This is a genomic window from Stenotrophomonas sp. SRS1 (assembly GCF_026130205.1).
GTDB lineage: Bacteria > Pseudomonadota > Gammaproteobacteria > Xanthomonadales > Xanthomonadaceae > Stenotrophomonas > Stenotrophomonas rhizophila_B.
Map to the genome: position 1 here is coordinate 644,647 of NZ_JAINFD010000003.1, position 20,786 is coordinate 665,432.

Below are 20,786 nucleotides of genomic sequence, written 5' to 3' on the forward strand. Positions count from 1 at the left end.
GTGGAGGCCGCGTGAAACATCGCCCCGTATTCAGTCCTGACCCGGCCGGCGTCCCCTCCTCCCTGCGCAGAACCGGCACGATGTGAGGCATGTGTCTGCTTGCCCTTGCCTGGAAAACCCACCCCCGCTGGCAGTTGGTGATGGCCGGTAACCGCGATGAGTTCCACGCGCGGCCGACCGACACCCTGGGCCGATGGCCGGCACCGGATGACGGAGTGTGTGCGGGCCGCGACCTGCGCTCGGGCGGAACCTGGGCCGGGATCGGCCCGGACGGGCGGATGGCAGTGGTGACCAATGTGCGCGACCCGCAAGCTCGGCAGACCGGCCCCTCCCGCGGCGCGCTGGTGGCCGACTATCTGCGTGATGCCGCGCCGGCTGCACTGTTCGCGGACGAGCTCGCGCGGCGGGCAGTCGAATTCGCCCCCTTCAATCTATTGCTGGCCGATCGCGATAGCTGCCAGTTCCTGGGCAACCACCCCCTGCACCGCCAGTCACTGGCGCCGGGCATCCATGGCATGTCCAACGGCCCACTGGACGCGCCCTGGCCGAAAACCGTGGCATTGAACGCCGCCCTGCGCACATGGGTGGACCTCGGCAATGACGACCTGGCTCCGCTATGGGACGCCCTGCGCGACGAGACCCGCGCCGACGACAGCGCGCTGCCGGAGACCGGCATCGGCTTGGCGCGCGAGCGCTGGCTGTCATCCGCCTTCATCCGCAGCCCCGAGTACGGGACCCGCGCCAGCACGATCATCGCGCTGGACGCCACCGGCCACGGCTTCATCACCGAGCGGCGGTTCGATGCGGAGGGCCACTGCACCGGTGAGACCCGACTGCCGGTTGCACCGCCGTCGGCGGCAACATGACGCAACCAGCTCGCTCCCACGCAGGCGCGGCGGGGTAGTTCAGCCGCAAGTAAAGGTGTTCACTGAAGTCTAACGTGTTGTGCCACAAGGGCTTTCGGGCAATACGGCGTGCTCGGGCGGGGCGAATTGCGGCGCCGTCCCTATGCGACATGGTGCAGCGCTTGACCCCCTGCACCCCGCAGAGAGGATGGCCCGGCGGCACCTTCGCCGCGTTCTTCCTGGACCGGAGCCCTGCATGCGACGCCTCATCCTTCTATTGACTACCCATCTGCTCACGCTTGGCGTGGGATTCGGGCTGGGGGTGTACTTCCTGCCCATCCTGACCGCGCCTGACGATCCGCCTGTGCAGAAGGTGCAGGCCGCGATGGAGCAAGCGCGATACCACGCCACCTTGCACCGTGACCAGAAGGGCAGCGATGCGCTGCACTGGGCCGACGGGACGCTGAGCATAAGCAGCACCGCGGTCGCGTTCACCGGCAAGATCGCCCCCCGGTCCTGATTACAAGGTGTACCTGACCCGTGAGTTCGTCGACACCAAGGCCGGGTTCGAACGGATCAAGGCCGATGCCGTGCGCATCGGCGAGGTGAAGACCTTCAACCGCTTCGTGGTCGATGTGCCGACGGGCGTGGACGTGGAGGAATTCACCACCGTCGTGGTGTGGTGCGAACGCTTCGCGCAGTTCATCTCGGCAGGGCAGTACCGCACCCCGGGTTGATCGCCCGCCCCGCGAGTGAATGTGGGACAATACGTGCGGCGGAGTCGGCCAGGCAGTCGCGTCATCCCTTGCGGATGCCGAGGAAAGTCCGGGCTCCACAGGGCAAGGTGCCAGGTAACGCCTGGGCGGCGCGAGCCGACGGAAAGTGCAACAGAAAGATACCGCCTACGTTTCCTTCGGGAAGCCGGTAAGGGTGAAATGGTGCGGTAAGAGCGCACCGCGAGTCTGGCAACAGACCGGCACGGCAAACCCCACCTGGAGCAAGACCAAATAGGGACCTAATGGCGTGGCCCGCGTCGGGTCCGGGTAGGTTGCTTGAGCGCTGCGGTGACGCAGCGCCTAGAGGAATGACTGTCCACGACAAAACCCGGCTTATCGGCCGGCTCCGCCGCTTTTTTCGTCATGACGAAGGTAGAGCCACCCCATGGGTGGCTGCCTTACGTTCTGGCACTGCGTGCAGCCACCCATGGGGTGGCTCTACACCTGAAAGCCGGACACCGCGAATCGGTTACCCGCCGTACAACGCCTTGCGCGGGGCGCCGGTGATTTCGGCCGCCAGCTTGGCCGCGGTCGAGGGCGGCAGGTGCTCACTGAGTTTGGCGTAGAGGCGACGGCCCTGTACCAGCTGAGCCTCCTCATCATCGGCAGCGCCCTGCACCATCACCACGAACTCGCCCTTGCGCTGGTTGTCGTCCGCCTCGACCTGCTGCAGCAGCGAGGCCAGATCACCATCCAGCACGGTCTCAAACAGCTTGGTCAACTCACGCGCCAGCACCGCGGGCCGCTCGGGCCCGAACGCGGCGACCATGTCCGCCAGCGATTCGGTGATCCGGTGCGAGGATTCGTAGAACACCAGCGTGCGGGTTTCACCGGCGAGCGCATGGAGGCGCTCGCGGCGGCCGGAGACCTTGGCCGGCAGGAAGCCTTCGAAGGTGAAGCGATCGCTGGGCAGGCCGGCCACGCTGAGCGCGGCGATCGCGGCACAGGCGCCGGGAATCGGGCTGACCTTGATCCCGGCTTCGCGCGCGGCGCGGACCAGGCGGTAGCCCGGATCGCTGACCAGCGGGGTACCGGCATCACTGACCAGCGCCAGCGATTCGCCAGCCAGCAGGCGCGCCACGATCCGCTGCGACAACGCTTCTTCATTGTGGTCATGCAGCGCCACCAGCGGCTGCTGGATGCCGAAGTGGGCCAGCAGCTGGCCGCTGCGGCGGGTGTCCTCGGCGCAGATCGCGGCCACCGAACGCAGCACGTCCTGCGCGCGCGGGGTCAGATCGGCGAGGTTGCCGATCGGGGTGGCAACGACATACAGCGTGGGGACAGCACTCATCAGCGGCTCTTCCGTGGTCAAGGGTAGAATCGTACCGTTCCCCGGCCACGGCCGCTGCCCCCATCGAATGGACCTGATCATGAACAAGCCCGTCGTACGGATCTCCGCCCTTTCGTTGTCGCTGATGCTGCTTGCCGGCTGCGCCACGACCAGTTTCACCAGTGCGCCGGATTCGCCGGCCCAGAGCCAGGCCCTGGCGCTGATCGAGCAGGGCAAGCCGCGCGATGCGGCCCTCCAGCTGGAAGCACTGGCCAACACTCTGCGCGGCGGTGCCCGCAGCGCAGCGCTGGCCGATGCCGCCTTTGCCTGGCATGAAGCCGGCGATGCCACCCGCGCCCGCACGCTGCTGGCCCAGGTCACCGCGCGCCAGCTCAGCGGCGCCAGCCTCCAGCGCTACCAGCTGACCACGGCCGAACTCGCGCTGGCCGACAAGCAGCCGGCGCAGGCGCTGGCTGCGCTGAAAGACTCGGGTGACGCGGTCACCCCCTCGCTGCGCACCCGCTGGCACCTGGCCCGCGCCAACGCATTGCAGGCCACCGGCGACAACCTCGGTGCCGCGCTCGAACGCGCCCGTGCGCACGCCGCGCTGACCGGCAAGGCGCGCAGCGACAACCAGCAGGCCATCGCCGGCCTGCTCGGCACGCTGGACGATGCCACCCTGCGCGCCCGCGCGGCGGCACTCCCGGCCAACGAGCCGCTGTACAACTTCGCCGGCCGTGCGCTGATCGCCCGCGGCCTGCCGCTGCCGCGTCCGTTCGATCGCGAAGGCGCCTCGCAGTTCGATACCAGCAAGCGCCCGCCGGCGATGAGCGATGGCTACCGCCCGCCCGTGAAAATGGCCGTGCTGCTGCCGCTCAGTGGCCGTCTGGCCACCGCCGCGCAGCCGGTCCGCGATGGCCTGCTCAGCGGTTACTACGGTGAAACCCGCCGCCGGCCGGACATCCAGTTCATCGATACCGCCGGCACCGCGGCCGGTGCCGTGGCCGCCTACGACAAGGCGGTGACCGCCGGTGCCGATTTCATCGTCGGTCCGCTCGGCCGCGATGAAGTAGACGCCGTGTTTGGCCGCCGCGAACTTCCGGTGCCGGTGCTGGCCCTGAACCGCGGCAAGGACACCCCGCCGGCCGGCAGCGCCGGTTTCTCGCTGGCTCCGGAAGACGACGGCATCATCGCCGCCGAGTACCTGCGCGGCCGCGAGCGCAGCAAGGTGCTGGTGATCCACAGCAACGACGACAACGGTCGCCGCGCTGCCGCCGCCTTCCGCGAGCGCTTTGCGCAGCGCGGTGGCCAGGTGGTGGCGACGATCGGGGTGAGTGACACGGTCGGCGACATCGGCGCGCAGGTGCGTGCGGCCGGCGCCATCGACGGTGTGCTGCTGGCAGTGAAGGCGCCGCAGGCGCGTGCACTGACCCCGCAGCTGGCGCTGGCCGGTGCCGGTGGCGCCAGCCGCGTCGGCACCTCGCAGCTGACCGTCGGTGCCGGCAAGCCGGAAGAAGACATGGCGCTGGACGGCATCGTCTATCCGAACGAAGCCTGGAACGTACGCGGCGTGCCCGGCCTGCCGGCCGCCTCCACCGCCGGGCAGATCCTGCCCTCGGCGCGTGGCGCCTCCGGTCGCCTGTTCGCGTTCGGTTTCGATGCGTGGAAGATCAGCGCCTACCTGGACAAGGTCGCGACCGAAGGCGGCCTGGCCGGCGCCACCGGCACCCTGTTCCTGGACAGCAACGGCAACGTACTGCGGGTGCCGGCATGGTCGACCTTCAGCGGCGGGCGGCCGATGCCGATCGCCAGCAGCAACTGAGCCACGTGCCCACCGGGCGCGCGGTACGCGGTGCGGCGGTGGAATCCGCCGCGCAGCACCATCTCCGTGAAGCCGGGCTGCGCCCGGTCACCACCAATGCGCGTTATCGCCGCGGTGAGATCGACCTGATCATGCGCGACGGCGATGTCGTCGTGTTCGTGGAAGTCCGCTACCGCGCGGACGCCCGCTTCGGCGGCGGCGCGGCCTCGGTGGACCGGCGCAAGCGACGCAAGCTGGTGATCGCCGCGCAGCTGTTCCTGCAGTCGCATCCCTGGCTGGCCGAGCAGCCGTGCCGCTTCGATGTCGTCGAAGCCGCCGGCGAGCCCCCGCAGCTGAACTGGCTGCGCGACGCGTTCCGGCTCGAAGACTGCTGATGCCCTCCATCTTCACCCACGCGGCCATTCCGCTGGCGTTGTGGTGCGCCGCGGATCGCGGCCGCATCTCCACGCCATTGCTGGCCGCCGGTGTGGTCGCGGCCATGCTGCCGGATGCGGACGTGCTCGCGTTCGCGTTGCACATTCCCTACGCCGACAGCTTCGGCCATCGGGGCGCCAGCCATTCGATGGTGTTCGCCGCGCTGATGGCCGTGCTCGCCGCGCTGCTGCACCGGCGCCTGCGCGCCACGGCGGTGCAGGCGGCTGCGTTCGTCGGCCTGTGCGCGCTGTCGCACCCGCTGCTGGATGCACTGACCTCCGGCGGGCTTGGCGTCGCGCTGTGGTGGCCGTGGAGTGGCGAACGCTTCTTCGCCCCGTGGCGCCCGATCCGCGTCTCGCCCTTCGCGCCGCAGTTCTTCAGCGCGCGCGGTATGGCGACCGTCCTTTCCGAACTGCGTTGGGTGTGGCTGCCACTGGCGCTGGCTGTGATCGGCTGGCGAGCGATCCAACGTGCCCCTGTTGATTCCCGGACCTGATGATGACCCCTGCCCTGCCCACGGCGTTCGTTGCCACCCTGCATGCCCTGCTCGGTGAGGACGGCTGGCGCACCGATGACCGCGCGCTCGAGGCACATGCGCAGGACAACTCGTGGCGGCACACGCTGCCGGCCGGTGTCGCCTTCCCGCGCGATCGCGAGCAGGTGGTCGCCCTGGTCCGCGCCTGCCGCGAACACCGCATCGCGTTGGTCGCGCGTGGCGCAGGCACCGGCACCACGGGTGCGGCAGTGCCGATCGAAGGCAGCATCGTGCTCTCGTTCGCGCGGATGAACCGCATCCTCGCCATCCAGCCCGGCGACCGCTGCGCGGTGGTCGAACCCGGCGTTCTCAACGGCGACCTGCAGCAGGCGCTGATGCCTCATGGTCTGTTCTGGCCACCAGACCCTTCCAGCGCGGAGATCTGCAGCATCGGCGGCAACCTCGCCTGCAATGCCGGTGGCCCGCGCGCGGTGAAGTACGGCACCAGCCGCGACAACGTGCTTGGCCTGGTGGCGGTGACCGGTGCCGGTGAACTGATCACCTGCGGCGGGCCGTACACCAAGGACGCCACCGGCTACGACCTGACCCATCTGCTGGTCGGCAGCGAAGGCACGCTGGCGCTGATCGTGGAAGCGACCTTGAAGCTGACCCCGCTGCCGGTGACACAGGCCGGGTTGCGCGTGCTGTATCGCGATGCGGACGCCGCCGCGCAGGCGGTGTCGCGACTGATGGCGCAACCGGTGGTGCCCACGCGCCTGGAATTCATGGATGCGCGCAGCCTGGCGCTGCTGCGTCGCAATGGTGCTGACGTACCCGAGGCCGGCGCGATGCTGCTGGTGGAGGCTGACGGCGACCACGATACCCTGCCCTACCTGCTGCAGGCCCTGGCGGCGGCCGCCGAAGGCGACGGTCTGATCGCACTGGATGTGGCGATGGAAGGCAGCGCGCGCGAAACCCTGTGGGCCGCGCGCAAGGCGCTGTCACCGGCGCTGCGCAGCATCGCACCGGGCAAGATCAACGAAGACGTGGTGGTGCCGGTCTCGCGCATTCCCGCGCTGGTCGCCGGGGTGCAGGCACTATCGGCGGAGTTCGATCTGCCGATCGTTACTTTCGGCCATGCCGGCAACGGCAACCTGCACGTCAACATCCTCTACCACCCGGACGATGCCGGCGAGAACGCACGCGCGCATGCGGCGCTGCCGCGCGTGTTCGCGCTGACCCTGGCACTGGGCGGCACGCTCTCCGGCGAACACGGGATCGGCCTGGCCAAGCGCGATTTCATGGCGCAGGCATTCACGCCGGCCACGCTGGCGGCGATGCGCGCGATCAAGGGTGCGCTGGATCCGGAGGGAATTCTCAACCCGGGCAAGGTGCTGCCGCCGGGGTGATGGGCGTCAGCGACGTTCGGAGAAGTGCTGGTAGCCGCCGTCGGTGGCGTCGGCATCAGCGCAGTGCACGCCCTGTCCTTCCACGATCCGGCCAATCCGGGTCAGCGGCAAGCCCAAGGACGCCGACAAGGCATGGATCGCATCACGCTGCGACGGCGCGACGGTGAAGCACAGCTCGTAGTCATCGCCGCCACGCAGCGCGCAGTCGCGGGCACCCTCGCGCCCGAGCTGCTCGCGCAGGGCCGACGAGATCGGCAACGCATCGGCCTCCACTTCCGCGCGCACGCCGCTGCAGGCCGCGATGTGACCCAGATCAGAAAGCAGGCCATCGGAGATATCCACGGCCGCATGTGCGTAGGCACGCAGGCGCAGGCCAAGCGTTACGCGCGGGATCGGACGCAGCAGGCGCTCGCGCAACGTTTCGTCATCGCTGAGCAGCGTGGCGACCGCCACCTTCAACCGGTTCTGTTGCCACAGGCGCAGTGCACCGGCGGCATCGCCCAGGGTGCCACTGACCCAGATGTCATCCCCGACCTGCGCACGATCGCGACGCAGGGCCTGGCCAGGCGCCACCTGCCCCATCGCGGTGACCGACAGCGACAGCGGACCGCGTGTAGTGTCGCCGCCAACCAGCACGATGTCGTGTTCGTCGGCCAGGGCGAAGAAGCCATCGGCGAAGGCTTCGATCCAGTCCGGGTCGGCCGTGGGCAGCGACAGCGCCAACGTGCACCACGCCGGACGGGCACCCATCGCGGCGAGATCGGAGAGGTTGACCGCGAGGGTTTTCCAGCCGATGTCGTAGGCTGGGGTTTCGGCCGGGAAATGCACGCCGCTGTTGAGCGTATCGGCGGTGATCACCAGCTGTTCGCCTGCACGCGGCTGCAACAACGCGGCGTCATCGCCGATGCCGAGCACGACGTCGGCGCGCGCGGTGGTGCGCGCACGGATGCGGTCGATCAGAGCGAATTCGGCAAGGGACACGGGACGGATCAGTGACCCGATTCGACCTTGCGCCATTCCACGGCGGCCCGGTCAAGCACACCATTGACGTAGGTGTGGCCATGCTCGGAGCCAAAGCGCTTGGCCGATTCGATCGCTTCGTTGATCACGACGCGGTACGGCACGTCCAGGCGGAAGCGCATTTCATAGGCGGCCACGCGCAGCGCGGCGCGTTCGATCGCGTCCACTTCCTCGATACCACGATCCAGGTACGGGTCCAGCGCCGCATCCAGATCCTTGCGGTTGTCGAGCACGCCATGCACCAGCGCTTCGAAGTAGGCCAGATCGGCGATTTCGCGGGCCTGTTCGTGGGCGAACTGGGCGATCACGCTCTGCGCGTTGCCACCGGAGATCTGCCACGCATAGATCGCCTGCAGGGCACGACGACGCGCGCGCGAACGCAGCACGGGGTCGACGCCATCACGGCGGACGGGCTTACCGGAGGGCTTGCCCTGGTTTGACTTGTTCATGGCAGCTGCTCCAGAAGATTGACCATTTCCAACGCCGTCAGTGCGGCTTCCTCACCCTTGTTGCCGTGGCTGCCACCCGCGCGGGCTTCGGCATCCTCGACACGTTCCACCGCCAGCACGCCATTGAGCACCGGCACGCCGAAGTCCAGCTGCACGCGCATCAGGCCTTCGGCGCAGCGGTCGGCCACATGTTCGTAATGCCGGGTATCGCCGCGGATCACGCAGCCCAGGGTGATGATCGCGGCGTGCTGATGGGCGGCCGCCAGACGCGCGGCGACCAGCGGCAGTTCCCATGCGCCGGGCACGCGGATCACGTCGATGGCGGACTCGTCGATCCCGTTGCCGGCCAGGCTCTGCCGCGCACCGGCCACCAGCACGTCGGTGATGCGGGCATTCCAGCGGCTGGCAAGGATGGCGAAACGGGCCTTTTCCGGAGTACGGAGGTCGCCTTCGTAATGGCTCATGTTCGGCGTGGGGTCCATTTAATAGGTGAATATTCTAGCGCATGGCCGCGTGTAGCCGGGTCGCCGCGCGTTGGGGGACGGGTCGGGTGCAAAAGCCCCCTGGGTCAGGGGGCTACCGCGAAGCTGCGCGACGTCAGCGCGCGTGCGATGACGTGTTCTCCACCGTCTCGACCACTTCCAGGCCATACCCGGCCAGGCCGATCTGGCGGCGGGGGGTGCCCAGTACGCGCAGCTTGCCCAGGCCAAGGTCCGACAGAATCTGCGCCCCGGCCCCGTTGCGGCGCCACTGGCCCACGTCCTTGTCCTTGCCCGGCACGACCGGGGCCGGCTGCTGGCGCAGGCGGGCCAGCAGGCTGTTGGTGTCGCGCGGCGCGGACAGCACCACCATCACGCCGCGCTCGGCGGCGGCGATCTCGCGCAGGGCATCGGTGGAGGCCACGCCGAAATCATCGCGGCGCCAGTGCAGTAGATCGGCCAGCGGGTTTTCCACCTGCACGCGAACCAGGGTCGGCTCGGCGTCCGGGGTGCCGCGGACCAGCGCGAAGTGCAGGTCGTGGGCGATCCGATCACGGTAGGTGACCAGCGTGAAGGGGCCGAACTCGGTCTCGATCTCACGCTCGTCCACACGCTCGACCGTCTTTTCAGTGGCCAGGCGGTAGGCGATCAGGTCGGCGATCGAGCCCATCTTCAGGCCGTGCTCGCGGGCGAACACTTCCAGCTCCGGACGGCGCGCCATGCTGCCGTCCGGATTGAGGATCTCCACCAGCACGCCGGCCGGCTCCAGGCCCGCCAGCATGGCCAGATCGACACCGGCCTCGGTATGCCCGGCGCGGGTCAGCACGCCGCCCGGCTGGGCGATCAGCGGGAAGATGTGGCCCGGCTGGTGCAGGTCGGCCGGCTTGGCGTCCGGCTTCACCGCGGTGCGGATGGTATGCGCACGGTCATAGGCGGAGATACCGGTGGTGACGCCTTCGGCGGCCTCGATGCTGACCGTGAAGTTGGTCTGGAACTGCGCGGTATTGGCCTGCACCATCGGTGCCAGGCCGAGGTCGGCCGCACGCTCGCGGGTCAGCGGCAGGCACACCAGGCCGCGGCCGTGGGTGACCATGAAGTTGATGTCCGAGGGCTTGACCAGCTCGGCGGCCATGATCAGGTCGCCTTCGTTCTCACGGTCTTCGTCATCGACGATGACGACCATGCGGCCGAGGCGGATGTCCTCGAGAATCTCGGGAATGGGGGCGAAATTCATGCGCGTGCTCCTGCACCCAACAAACGTTCGACGTAACGGGCGACCAGATCGATTTCAAGATTGACGGCACTGCCCGCGGCAGTAGCGGCGAAGGCGGTGTTGGCGACGGTGTGCGGGATGAGGGCGACCTCGAAGCCCTGCTCGTCCACGTCGTTGACGGTCAGGCTGACCCCGTCCACGCAGATCGAGCCTTTCTTGGCGATGTAGCGCAGCAGCGCCGTCGGCGCGGCGAAACGCCAGCGCTGGGCACGGGCGTCGTCGTGTACCGACAGCACCTGGCCGAGGCCATCGACATGGCCGCTGACCAGATGGCCACCCAGACGATCGGTCGGGCGCATCGCGCGTTCAAGATTGATGACGGCGCCGTCGGTCAGTTGACCAAGCGTGGTCAGGCCCAGCGTCTCGGTGGAGGCGTCGGCCTGGAAGCTCGTCGCGTCATAAGCGATGACGGTGAGGCAGACCCCGTTGATGGCGATGCTCTCGCCCAACTGCACGTTCTCGAACGGCAGGGTGCCCACGTCAAAGGTAAAGCGGACATCGCCGCCAAGGGGGTCGCGTGCGGCCAGACGGCCGACGCCTTCGATGATTCCAGTAAACAAGTAACGTTCTCCGCGGAAAGATGAGCGAAAAACGCCGCAAGGCATATAGGTGCACGCCGAGCGCAAGGCCCGGCCGCACCGTCTTCTTTCATCCGGACTATACCGTCGGCTCCGGCATCGGACCGGATCTGCTGACCCTCCCGGTGACCGGGAAGCGCTCGCGGGCTCGTGCTTGCGCACCTACCGCCGGTGGGGAATCGCACCCCGCCCTGAAGACGTTTGTGTACCGGCGAACCGGCCCGGCTAGTGTAACAGCGCACCCTGACTGGGGGCTTTAAGTTAAATAAGTGTTAAGCTCAGCCGCTCAGCACGCTGCCCGTGAACGTTGGGCAGAGGCTCCGCTTACTGATCGGGCTGCGGCGTCCGCGCCGCGCCATGATCGAACGGGTCCCGCAAGGGACCCGTTTTTTATGGGCGCAGCAACAGGCGGAGGTCTTCACCCACCTGGCGCCTGTCCACCACGCGCATCCGGCGCTGCTGGTCCATCGCGTGGATCCCCAGGCCGGACAGCAGCGGCAGGCCATGCTCGCCGAGCAACGTGGGCGCCTGGTACAGCAGCAGTTCGTCGACCCAGCCACCGGCCAGCAACGCACCGGCCAAGGTGGCGCCGGCTTCGGTATGCACTTCATTGATGCCGCGCTCGGCCAGCAGGGCCAGCACTGCGCCCAGATCCAGCCGACCGTCATGGCTGGACACACTGGCGAACTCGGCATCGGCGGCATCCGGCGGGCTGACCGCGGCGTCATGCACGTACAAGGTCGGCGCCCCGCCCTCGCGCACCCGCGCACATTCCAGCGAGCGCAGCCGCGCATCGAGCACCACCCGCAACGGCGGCAGCACATCGGTTTCGCCCAGCCGCACGGTCAACATCGGATCGTCAGCCAGCACGGTGGCCGCGCCGGTGAGAATCGCACCCGCCCGTGCACGCCAGTGCTGCACGTCCTCGCGGGCGGCTGCACCGGTGATCCATTTGGAGCTGCCATCGGCCATCGCGGTGCGCCCGTCCAGACTGGCCGCGAGCTTCACCCGCAGCCATGGCCGGCCGCGCTCGATGCGCGAGAGGAAGCCGTGGTTGAGCTCGCGCGCCTGCGCAGCCATCAACCCTTCGGCGACCTCGATGCCGGCGTCGCGCAGCAGCACGAAACCGCCGCCGTCGACCTTCGGGAACGGATCGCGCATCGCCGCGACCACACGGCTCACGCCCGCGTCGATCAGGGCCAATGCACACGGCGGTGTGCGGCCATGGTGCGCGCAGGGTTCCAGGGTGACGTAGGCGGTGGCACCGCGTGCCTGTTCACCGGCCTGGCGCAGCGCGAAGACTTCCGCGTGCGCACCACCGGTACGCTGGTGCGAGCCCTCGCCGACCACCACCTCGTCGCGTGCGATGACGCAACCCACCATCGGATTGGGCCGCGCGGTATAGGCGGCACGCTCGGCCAGGCGCAGCGCATGCGCCATGTGCTGATGGTCGAGAGCAGTGAATTCAGTCATGGCGGTGAGCATCTGGCGGCAGGCAGCCGCGATGGTAGCTCAGCCGTGGTGGCCGCGATGCGGCGCAGGCTCAGCCTTTCTTTTTCTTGGTCAGCGCGATCACATCGCCGAGCAGCTGCAGTTGCTCGGTGCTGGACGGCAGCTCGCGCTCCAGCTTCTCGATTTCCTCGCGGAAATCGGCAACGTCTTCGAAGCTGCGGTACACCGAGGCAAACCGGACGTAGCCGACATGGTCGAGCTTGCGCAGCTCGTTCATCACGAACTCGCCGACCTTGATCGACGGAATTTCGCGCTCACCGCAGATACGCGCCTGCTGCATCACCGCGCGCACCGCCAACTCGATCTTGTCTTCGGGCACCGGGCGCTTCTGCAGCGCGCGATCAAAGCCGCTGCGGACCTTGCGGGCATCGAAGGCCTCGCGGCTGCCGTCGCTTTTCACGATCGCCGGCAGTTTCAGTTCGATGGTTTCCAGGGTGCTGAAGCGCTCGTTGCAGGCCTCGCACTCGCGGCGACGCCGGATCGTCGCGCCGTCTTCGGAGACGCGCGAGTCGATCACACGGGTGTCGGCATGCTGGCAGAACGGACAGTACATGGAACGCCTTACATCGGGAAAACGTCATGCCGTGGTCACGGCAGCGTCGCAACGGTACCTGAGAGGGACCGGCTACAGCAAATGGACGGGGGAGAGTCCAGCCCTGTCTAGGCGGCCCTCCGGCGCAACCACAGCAGGTGCGCCGCACAGGAGAACAGCGGGAGGCCCGCCATCACGAGCAGGGCGGCCGCTGGCGCGGGCCCATCGGACAAATGAATGTGGAAGATCGACCGCACCAGTCCCGCCCAGGCAATCCCGGTTGCCACGAGCGCGGCCAGCAGGCCAGCCCACCATATCGGTGACGCCGCCCGAAGTGCGCCCGCGCCGCCTTGCCACCAGCGCCGGGCAAGGATGAGCCAGATCAGGACGATGAGACTTGCCGTGCCGAACCATGCCGCTGCCCAGCCCGGCGCGTCGCCCGGCCCACCGTACTGGTGGAGCACGTCACGCAGGCAGAGCCCCACCACGACAAACGCCGCCAGGGCATGCGGGAGTCCAAACACACCCGCGTGCAGCAGCATTCCGCGCCGCTGTGTGCGATGGCCCTCCATCCGGTCAGGTGCCCTGGGTTCGCCGCAACCGCACCAGCATGACCGCCGGCAGCAGCAGTGGCGGCCCCGCCAGCAGCAGGACCAGCGCCGTCGGACTGGCGGCGGCCTGCCAGAACGCCATGCCGACGACCGCCACGGCGGCCAGTGCTCCAAGACCCAAGGCCGCCCACGGCCAGGGTCCGCTGTCACGCAGGCCGGTGCGTCCCGCTCGAAGATAGCGGCTGCTTAACCACAGCCAGCCGAGTACCCCGATCAGGCCCGCACTGCCCCAGCCACCGATCAACAGGCGCGAGGCGCGATCGAGATAGGCCGGTTCGACGAACGCGACCCAGACCCCGATGGCGGCGAAGGTGCCGCCGCCGGCCATCCCTACGATGCCGCAGATCAGGGCCAGCACGGCGTAGGTACGCCGTTGCCGGCCCTCGTCCATATCAGCCGTAGACCGGGTACTTGCGGCACTGCGCGCTGACCGCGTCGCGGACGCGTGCGATCACGGCCTCATCCGCCGGAGCGTCGAGCACATCGGCGATCCAGTTGGCCAGGTCCACGCAGTCCTGTTCGAGGTAACCGCGCGTGGTCACCGCCGGGGTCCCCAGGCGCAGGCCCGAGGTCACGAACGGCGAACGCGGGTCGTTCGGCACCGAGTTCTTGTTGACGGTGATGTGGGCCAGGCCGAGCGCGGCTTCGGCGTCCTTGCCCGAGACCTCCTTGCCGATCATGTCGACCAGCATCAGGTGGTTCTGGGTACCGCCTGAGACGATCTTGTAGCCACGCGCGATCAGCGTGTTGGCCATCGCCTGGGCGTTCTTGACCACCTGCTGCTGGTAGGCCTTGAAGCCCGGCTCCAGCGCTTCCTTGAAGGCCACGGCCTTGCCGGCGATGACGTGCATCAGCGGACCGCCCTGGATGCCCGGGAACACGATGGACTGCAGCTTCTTCTGCAGTTCTTCGCTGGCCCCCTTGGCGATGATGATGCCGCCGCGCGGGCCGCGCAGGGTCTTGTGGGTGGTGGAGGTGACCACGTGGGCGTGCGGCAGCGGGCTCGGGTAGACGCCGGCGGCGACCAGGCCGGCCACATGGGCCATGTCCACGAACAGGTAGGCACCGACCTTGTCGGCGATCGCGCGGAAACGCGCCCAGTCGATGACCTGCGAGTAGGCCGAGAAACCGGCGACGACCATCTTCGGCTTGTGCTCCACCGCCAGACGCTCGACCTCGTCATAGTCGATCAGGCCGGCTTCGTCCACGCCGTACTGGATGGCGTTGAACAGCTTGCCCGAGGCATTGACCTTGGCGCCGTGGGTCAGGTGACCGCCATGGGCCAGACTCATGCCCAGGATGGTGTCGCCCGGCTGCAGCAGCGCGAAGTACACGGCCTGGTTGGCCTGCGAGCCGCTGTGCGGCTGCACGTTGGCGTAGTCGGCGTCGAACAGCTGCTTGAGGCGGTCGATGGCCAGCTGCTCGGCGATGTCCACGTATTCGCAGCCACCGTAGTAACGCTTGCCCGGGTAGCCCTCGGCGTACTTGTTGGTCAGCTGGCTGCCCTGGGCTTCCATCACCGCCGGGCTGGTGTAGTTCTCGCTGGCAATCAGCTCGACATGGTCTTCCTGGCGCTGGGTTTCAGCGGCAATGGCCTTGGCCAGTTCGGGATCGTAGGTTTCGATGCGGACGTCACGCGGGAACATCGCTTACTCCAGGACAGGGGATGAGGGAACGGCAGCCCTTCATTGTAAGGCCGAGATCGGCGGCTGGCCCCTGCCGAAGGCGGGGTCGATCCATTCTTCAATGACGACCAACAAGCTGAACTGCGACAGCGTTCCTTGAATTGTTCATTTTTTGTGATTTCAGACCCTAAAGGCGTTCAACCAGCGGCCGTTATTCCCAATTCAGGGAATCGTCTCATTCAAACAGGGGTTGGCTGTGAATCATGTGTATCGCGTGGTCTTCAATCACGCGCTGAAGTGCGTGCAGGTTGTTTCAGAAATCGCCCGCGGCGGCCGCGCGGCCTCGTCCACCGCCGCGCGTCGCGCGCCGCAGCTGGCCGCGCTGTCCACCGCCATCGCACTGGGCTGCATCGCGCCTGTCGCGTTCGCGGCAGAGCTTGGCTGGAATGAATGGCGCGGGACGATCGACAGTGACTGGGCAACCCCCGGCAACTGGCAGCTGGGCGAACCCAGTGCCGCCGACCCGCAGGCCCGCGCGACGTACATCGACGGCAACCGCACCGCCATCGTGGGCACCACGGGCGAAGCCACCAATCACATCCACGTGGGTGACACCGGCATCGGCACGCTGGTGATCCAGGGCGGCGGTCAGCTGACCTCGGCCACCATCTTCATGGGCACCGGCGAAGTCCTCGGCACCCGCGGCACGGCCGACGGCCGCGCCACCATCAGCGGTGCCGGTTCGACCTGGACCTCGCTGGGGACCATTGGCGTCGGGCATTGGGGCAAGGGCCTGGTCGACGTCGACAACGGCGGCACGCTGGCGATCGGCAGCGACGCCTACATCGCCTCCGGGCTCGGGGCAGTGGGCGTGGTCAACGTTTCCGGCGCAACCTCCTCCTTCACGACCGGCGCCACCCTGCTGCTGGGTGCGGGCGGCAACGGCACCGTGAACGTGACCGATGGGGCGAAGGTGACTGCACAGTTCTCCCGGGTCGGCGTCAACGCGGGCAGCGTGGGCCTGATGGTCGTGAGCGACGGTGCCAGCTGGACCACCACCCGCGACCTCCGCATTGGCGACGGCGGCACCGGCACGGCCCGTCTGTCCGGCGGCGCCACCGCCACGGCGGGCAGCGGCCTTTACGTCGGCTCGGCCGCCACCGGCGTGGGTACGCTGGAAATCAGCGACACCGGCTCCCGCCTGGATGCAGGGGTCGCGCAGATGGTGTTCGGCGACCTGGGCAGGGCCACGGTCACCGTGTTCGACGGCGGACGCTTGAGCGGCGGCGAAGCGTGGCTGGGCAACCGTGTCGGCGGCAACGGCGCGGTCGAGGTCACCGGCACCAACAGCCAGTGGCAGAGCACGATCCTCAAAGTGGGCACCAACGGTACCGGCAGCTTCCTGGTCGACGACGGTGCCAACGCCCTGGTCACCGGCTCGATCGACCTGGCCATGACCAGCACCAGCCGCGGCACGATCACGGTCGGCCAGAACGCCACCCTCGCGGTGGGCGACAGCGGCAGCAGTCAGGTCGCCATCACCGCTGGCACCGGCCAGGGCCTGTTCGAACTGGCGGGCGGCACCCTGCGTGCCAACACCTGGCTCAACCTGGACAGTGCCGTGCTGGTCTCGGCGGACTCCACCGTGGAGGTGACCAGCAACCTGATGGCCTCCCGCGCCTTCAGCGGCAGCGGCGCCCTGCGCAAGACCGGCGCCGGCACGCTGATGCTCGGTGCCGACAGCACCTGGAGCGGCGGCCTGTACGTCGACCAGGGCACTCTCTCGGTAGGCACCAGCAAGGCGTTGGGCACCGGCACGCTGCGCATGGCCGACGGCACCTCGCTGGGCCTGGGCAGCCCGATCACGCTGGACAACATCATCGCGCTCAACGGCGAGGTCGGCGTCTGGGTAGCCCCTGGCAACAGCGTGACCTTGGCCGGCGGCGTGCGTGATGCCAGCGGCAACAGCCTGCTGGTGAAGAACGACAGCGGCACGCTGGTCCTGGGCGGCAGCGCCTACACCGGCGACACGCGCATCGAAGGCGGCACGCTGCTTGCCACCGGCAATGCACTGCCGACCGGCGACATCGAGATCGGGAACGCCGGCACCTTCGCCATCGACACCACCCGCGTGCTGCAGTACGCGGGCCAGTTCAGCGGCGGCGGCACCCTCCGCCAGGGGCGCCATTTCCTGACCCTGACCGGCGACAGCAGCGCCTTCACCGGCACCACCGTCGTCAACGGCGGCATGCTGGAGGTGACCGGTGCGCTGGGCGGCGACATCCAGATGACCAGCAATGCCCTGCTGGCCGGCACCGGCAGCGTGGGCAGCGCGCACCTGCTCAGCGGCAGCGTGCTGTCGCCTGGCAGCCGCCAGCTTGGCAGCGTCGGGCGTTTGGCGATGAGCGGCGACCTGGTGTTCGACCCGAGCGCGACCTACCAGGTGGACGTTGCCGCCGATGGCCGCAGTGACCTCGTCTCGGTGGCCGGACAGGCCACTCTGGGTACTGCGGGTACCGTGGCCGTTGCGGCAGCCGGCAACTGGGCGGTCTCCACCCGCTACACCGTGCTGACGGCAGGTGATGGTGTGGCGGGCACGTTCGCCGGGGTGAGCAGCAACTTCGCGTTCCTCGATCCGACCTTGAGCTATGACGCCAACAACGTCTATCTGACCATGGCGCGCAATGACGTCTCCATGCCGGAGGTCGAACTGGCCTTCCCGGACGTGGTCGTCAATGCCAATCAGAAGGCCGTGGCCGGCGCGGTGGAAGCGCTGGGCGCGGGCAATGCGGTGTATGACGCCGTCGTCCGCCTGGAAGTGCCACAGGTAGTGCCGGCCTTCGACAGTCTGGGCGGTGAGATCCACGCCGCCGCGCGCACCGCGCTGCTGCAGGATCGCTTCCTGCGCGATGGCATCCACCAGCGCCTGGACGGCGCGGCGATGAGTGGCGTCCTCGCCGGCAACACCGGCGTGTGGGTGGCCGGCAGCGGCAACTCGCTGCGCCTGGACGCCGATGGCGTGGGCGCGCGTTCGCGCGTGCAGCAGCAGGGCCTGATGGCGGGTGCCGACTGGCGCATCAGCGAGCGCGTGCTGCTGGGCGTGGCGGTGGGCGAGCAGACCTTGACCAATCGACTGGACGACCGCCAGGCCAAGGCCGACGCGGACGCCACCGAATACGGCGTGTACGGCCAGTTCCAGGGCGAACACTTCGGGTTGCGCGGTGGCGTCAGCCGCACCGACTACCGCATCGACACCACCCGCGCGGTGACCGTCGGCAGCACCTTGTCGCAGTCGTTGGCGGCACGGTCGGATGCCACCGCCACCCGCGTGTTCGCGCGCGCGGGCTGGGACTTCACGGCCCGCACCCTGACGCTGACCCCGGAGATCGAACTGGCACACGTGCGTCTGCGCAGTGAGCGGATCGCCGAAACCGGCGGCAGCAGTGCCCTGCAGGTGCAGGCCAACCGCGATGAACTGAGCACCGGCGTGGCAGCACTGCGCGCGGTGTGGGACATCAGCGGCGGGCAGCGTGACCGTGCGGCGCTCACTGCACGGGTCGGCTGGCAGTATGCCGATGGTGACCTGGGGGCAGCGACGCGTGCGCGCTTCGAGAACGGTGATACGACCTTTGCGATGCAGTCCGTGCCGCTGGCGCGCAGCATGGGTCTTGCCGAGCTGGGCGTGGCGGTCAGCCCGACGACGGCAAGCCGCCTGTCGCTGCAGGCGCAGACCAGCGCCGGCGACGGCCAGCGCGATGTGGGGGTGCAGCTGAACTGGTCCGTCCAGTTCTGATGCAGGTCAACGGTTGACCTACAGGGCGCGCCTTCGGGCGCGCCCTTCTTCATGGGCGCGCAGTATCCGGTGCGCATGTCGGCGGGTGTGGATCGCGATGATAGGACTGCCACGCTTTTGACGGTCAAGAAGGATCAGGCCCCGTGGACGATTCGCGTCCAGGCCCCCGAACCGTCAAGGAAGTGCTCCGATGTCCCGTTCCGGCCGTCACCCCGATTGTCTCCTGCCAGGCACGCGCCGGCGGCCATATACCAGCCTTCTCGCTCTGGCCCTCAGCACCTGCCTCGGGCCGCAGGCTTGGGCTCAGTCAGCAGAAACCGGCGCAGCCAGTACCCCCGGCACACCGAACGCCACGACCGTGTTGATCGCACGGGTCACGGTGGAGGGGGTGGGCGATCACCCTGCCAGCGGCATCAGCCGCGCCGCCGTGGAGGCCGTCGCCAACCGGACACTGCGTGAGATCGGCCCAACGTTGCCCGCTGCACTGGATTTCGAGCAGATCCAGCAGATCAGCGCGCGTATCACCCAGACGTATCGCGAGGCAGGGTTTCTGGTCTCGGTGGCCTATGTGCCGCCGCAGGACATCGGGGACAGCCAGACCCTGACGCTGACAGTCCTGGAAGGCCGGGTGGGCCGGGTGCTGGTGCAGGGCAGCCAGCGCTACCGCGACGACCAGCTCACCGCCAGCAGCCTGGGGCTGATCGGCCGCCCGTTGCGCCGGGCAGAACTGGACCGCGCCCTGCTGTATGCGCGTGACCTGCCCGGGGTGTCGGTCACTTCGATCCTGCAGCCCGGTGAGCACGCTGGTGAAACGGACATCGTGCTGGTCGCCCAGGACAGCGCGCATCCGTATGAAGTCACGGCCGGGCTGAACAACCATGGCACCGACAGCACCGGCAAGTACCGCGCCGAACTCGGTATCAGTGCCTTCAACGCGCTGGGCGCGGCTGATGTACTGAGCGCCAGTGTCGCCTACGGACTGGACCCGGCCGACAGCTGGCAGGGGGCGTTGTCGCTGAGTATTCCCTCCTCCGCCATCGATGGCCTCAGCCTGACCGCGGGCGTGAGCCGCAGCGAGATCGAGCTCAACAACGGCCCGTTCTCGGCGCTGGAAATCCATGGCCCCACCACGGTCGGCCACGTCGGGCTGGACTGGAAATCCATCAACCGCACCGATCTGCTGCTGCAGGTCTCCAGCCGCTGGATCCACCAGGAATCCCGTCTTGATGGCCTCGGCATGCAGCTCTCCAGTCATGCGTTCGACGTGCTTGAAGCCGGCCTGTCGATGCGGCATACCGACCGCCGGCTGCGCGGCATCAACCTGGTGCAGCTGAGCACGCGCAAGTCGATCAGCGACGAGTCAGCGCCGTTCGATTGGCTGTATCCCAACCACGACAGCTACTACTGGGTGACGCGACTGTCGGCGGCTCGCCTGCAGGCCCTGCCCGGCAACCAGCGTCTCTATCTGCGTGGCACTGGCCAGTTCACCGACAACGCACTGACACCGATGGAGCAGTTCAGTGTCGGCGGCCCGAACAGCGTGCGTGCCTTCCCGCTCTCGGCCGCGCTGGGCGATCGCGGCGTGCAGGCCACGTTCGAATACCAGGTCGATGCGCCCGGCTTCGCCACCCTGCCCTCGCCGTTCCAGGGCCGCAACTGGGGAGACGTGGTGTCGTTCCAGGTGTTCTACGACTGGGGCAGGACCTCGCCCGTGGCGCAGAACCGCCGGCTCGGGCTGCAGCCCATCACGCTCGAAGGCGCAGGCCTGGGCCTTCAGTTGCGGCTGCCGCAGCTGCAGGGCCTGCAGTTCAACCTGACCGCCTCCACCCCGACCGGCCGCACCCAACCTACCGACCAAGACGATATGCGCGTCTGGGCCGGCATCAGCCTGACGTTCTGAGGA

20 protein-coding genes, 1 other RNA gene and 1 riboswitch are annotated in these 20,786 nt (G+C 68.3%); of the genes, 10 read left to right on the top strand and 11 right to left on the bottom strand.

The genetic code is table 11. The annotated features are described in order from the left end of the window. Nucleotides 1-89 precede the first annotated feature (89 nt). From K4043_RS13790 to rnpB, 4 genes are all read left to right on the top strand, one after another. Nucleotides 90-866, top strand: coding sequence for an NRDE family protein (locus tag K4043_RS13790; protein ID WP_265309632.1), 777 nt, complete (start codon nucleotides 90-92; stop codon nucleotides 864-866). A 235-nt stretch (nucleotides 867-1,101) separates the two neighbouring features. After that, on the top strand, nucleotides 1,102-1,365 hold the full coding sequence (locus K4043_RS13795) for a hypothetical protein (RefSeq protein ID WP_265309633.1): 264 nt from the start codon (nucleotides 1,102-1,104) through the stop codon (nucleotides 1,363-1,365). A 7-nt stretch (nucleotides 1,366-1,372) separates the two neighbouring features. Then, nucleotides 1,373-1,582 (top strand): DM13 domain-containing protein, encoded by a 210-nt coding sequence (locus K4043_RS13800; RefSeq protein WP_265309634.1) that lies wholly within the window; start codon nucleotides 1,373-1,375, stop codon nucleotides 1,580-1,582. 40 nt (nucleotides 1,583-1,622) lie between these two features. Further along, an RNA gene (gene rnpB / locus K4043_RS13805) (RNase P RNA component class A) lies at nucleotides 1,623-1,973 on the top strand. Nucleotides 1,974-2,090: 117 nt separating this feature from the next. On the opposite strand, the gene rsmI is transcribed toward rnpB, so the two are convergent. Then, nucleotides 2,091-2,912 (bottom strand): 16S rRNA (cytidine(1402)-2'-O)-methyltransferase, encoded by an 822-nt coding sequence (gene rsmI / locus K4043_RS13810; RefSeq protein ID WP_265309635.1) that lies wholly within the window; start codon nucleotides 2,910-2,912, stop codon nucleotides 2,091-2,093. A 79-nt stretch (nucleotides 2,913-2,991) separates the two neighbouring features. Between rsmI and K4043_RS13815 the strand changes: the two genes are divergently transcribed. The 4 genes from K4043_RS13815 to K4043_RS13830 are packed head-to-tail and all read left to right on the top strand — an operon-like array spanning nucleotide 2,992 to nucleotide 7,011. Next, nucleotides 2,992-4,713, top strand: coding sequence for a penicillin-binding protein activator (locus tag K4043_RS13815; RefSeq protein WP_265309636.1), 1,722 nt, complete (start codon nucleotides 2,992-2,994; stop codon nucleotides 4,711-4,713). Continuing rightward, entirely contained in the window at nucleotides 4,662-5,087 is a 426-nt protein-coding gene (locus K4043_RS13820; protein ID WP_265309637.1) for a YraN family protein, read from the top strand. Before K4043_RS13815 ends, K4043_RS13820 begins: the two co-directional genes overlap by 52 nt. Beyond that, nucleotides 5,087-5,623: a metal-dependent hydrolase gene (locus tag K4043_RS13825; protein WP_265309638.1), complete on the top strand. Its 537-nt coding sequence runs from the start codon at nucleotides 5,087-5,089 to the stop codon at nucleotides 5,621-5,623. Before K4043_RS13820 ends, K4043_RS13825 begins: the two co-directional genes overlap by 1 nt. A gap of 2 nt (nucleotides 5,624-5,625) precedes the next feature. Next, complete coding sequence (locus K4043_RS13830; protein ID WP_265309639.1) at nucleotides 5,626-7,011, top strand: FAD-linked oxidase C-terminal domain-containing protein; 1,386 nt, start codon at nucleotides 5,626-5,628, stop codon at nucleotides 7,009-7,011. Between the two features lie 6 nt (nucleotides 7,012-7,017). Here K4043_RS13830 and thiL read toward each other — a convergent pair whose 3' ends face one another. From thiL to glyA, 10 genes are all read right to left on the bottom strand, one after another. Beyond that, nucleotides 7,018-7,992, bottom strand: coding sequence for a thiamine-phosphate kinase (gene thiL / locus K4043_RS13835; protein WP_265309640.1), 975 nt, complete (start codon nucleotides 7,990-7,992; stop codon nucleotides 7,018-7,020). Nucleotides 7,993-8,000: 8 nt separating this feature from the next. After that, nucleotides 8,001-8,480 (bottom strand): transcription antitermination factor NusB, encoded by a 480-nt coding sequence (nusB, locus tag K4043_RS13840; protein WP_123728334.1) that lies wholly within the window; start codon nucleotides 8,478-8,480, stop codon nucleotides 8,001-8,003. Further along, nucleotides 8,477-8,944 carry a 6,7-dimethyl-8-ribityllumazine synthase gene (gene ribH / locus K4043_RS13845; RefSeq protein WP_019182514.1) on the bottom strand — a complete coding sequence of 156 codons (468 nt, stop codon included), beginning with the start codon at nucleotides 8,942-8,944 and terminating at the stop codon, nucleotides 8,477-8,479. The genes nusB and ribH overlap by 4 nt, the downstream gene beginning before the upstream one ends. Before the next feature lie 133 nt (nucleotides 8,945-9,077). Further along, on the bottom strand, nucleotides 9,078-10,193 hold the full coding sequence (ribB, locus tag K4043_RS13850; protein ID WP_265309641.1) for a 3,4-dihydroxy-2-butanone-4-phosphate synthase: 1,116 nt from the start codon (nucleotides 10,191-10,193) through the stop codon (nucleotides 9,078-9,080). Beyond that, complete coding sequence (locus K4043_RS13855) at nucleotides 10,190-10,792, bottom strand: riboflavin synthase (RefSeq protein WP_265309642.1); 603 nt, start codon at nucleotides 10,790-10,792, stop codon at nucleotides 10,190-10,192. Before K4043_RS13855 ends, ribB begins: the two co-directional genes overlap by 4 nt. Nucleotides 10,793-10,868: 76 nt before the next feature. Continuing rightward, nucleotides 10,869-11,013: riboswitch (FMN riboswitch) on the bottom strand. A gap of 187 nt (nucleotides 11,014-11,200) precedes the next feature. Further along, nucleotides 11,201-12,283: a bifunctional diaminohydroxyphosphoribosylaminopyrimidine deaminase/5-amino-6-(5-phosphoribosylamino)uracil reductase RibD gene (ribD, locus tag K4043_RS13860; protein WP_265309643.1), complete on the bottom strand. Its 1,083-nt coding sequence runs from the start codon at nucleotides 12,281-12,283 to the stop codon at nucleotides 11,201-11,203. Nucleotides 12,284-12,353: 70 nt separating this feature from the next. Continuing rightward, entirely contained in the window at nucleotides 12,354-12,875 is a 522-nt protein-coding gene (gene nrdR / locus K4043_RS13865; protein ID WP_019182518.1) for a transcriptional regulator NrdR, read from the bottom strand. Between the two features lie 107 nt (nucleotides 12,876-12,982). After that, nucleotides 12,983-13,396 (bottom strand): hypothetical protein, encoded by a 414-nt coding sequence (locus K4043_RS13870; RefSeq protein ID WP_265309644.1) that lies wholly within the window; start codon nucleotides 13,394-13,396, stop codon nucleotides 12,983-12,985. A 34-nt stretch (nucleotides 13,397-13,430) separates the two neighbouring features. Then, the gene (locus K4043_RS13875; protein ID WP_259261819.1) at nucleotides 13,431-13,856 is read right to left on the bottom strand and encodes a hypothetical protein; all 426 of its coding nucleotides are present in this window, start codon (nucleotides 13,854-13,856) and stop codon (nucleotides 13,431-13,433) included. Nucleotide 13,857: 1 nt separating this feature from the next. After that, nucleotides 13,858-15,111 carry a serine hydroxymethyltransferase gene (gene glyA / locus K4043_RS13880; protein WP_265309645.1) on the bottom strand — a complete coding sequence of 418 codons (1,254 nt, stop codon included), beginning with the start codon at nucleotides 15,109-15,111 and terminating at the stop codon, nucleotides 13,858-13,860. Nucleotides 15,112-15,346: 235 nt separating this feature from the next. Here glyA and K4043_RS13885 point away from each other — a divergent pair, with 235 nt between their 5' ends. Both K4043_RS13885 and K4043_RS13890 read left to right on the top strand, forming a co-directional pair. Then, nucleotides 15,347-18,883: an autotransporter domain-containing protein gene (locus K4043_RS13885; RefSeq protein WP_265309646.1), complete on the top strand. Its 3,537-nt coding sequence runs from the start codon at nucleotides 15,347-15,349 to the stop codon at nucleotides 18,881-18,883. 358 nt (nucleotides 18,884-19,241) lie between these two features. Beyond that, complete coding sequence (locus K4043_RS13890; RefSeq protein WP_265309647.1) at nucleotides 19,242-20,783, top strand: ShlB/FhaC/HecB family hemolysin secretion/activation protein; 1,542 nt, start codon at nucleotides 19,242-19,244, stop codon at nucleotides 20,781-20,783. Nucleotides 20,784-20,786 lie beyond the last annotated feature (3 nt).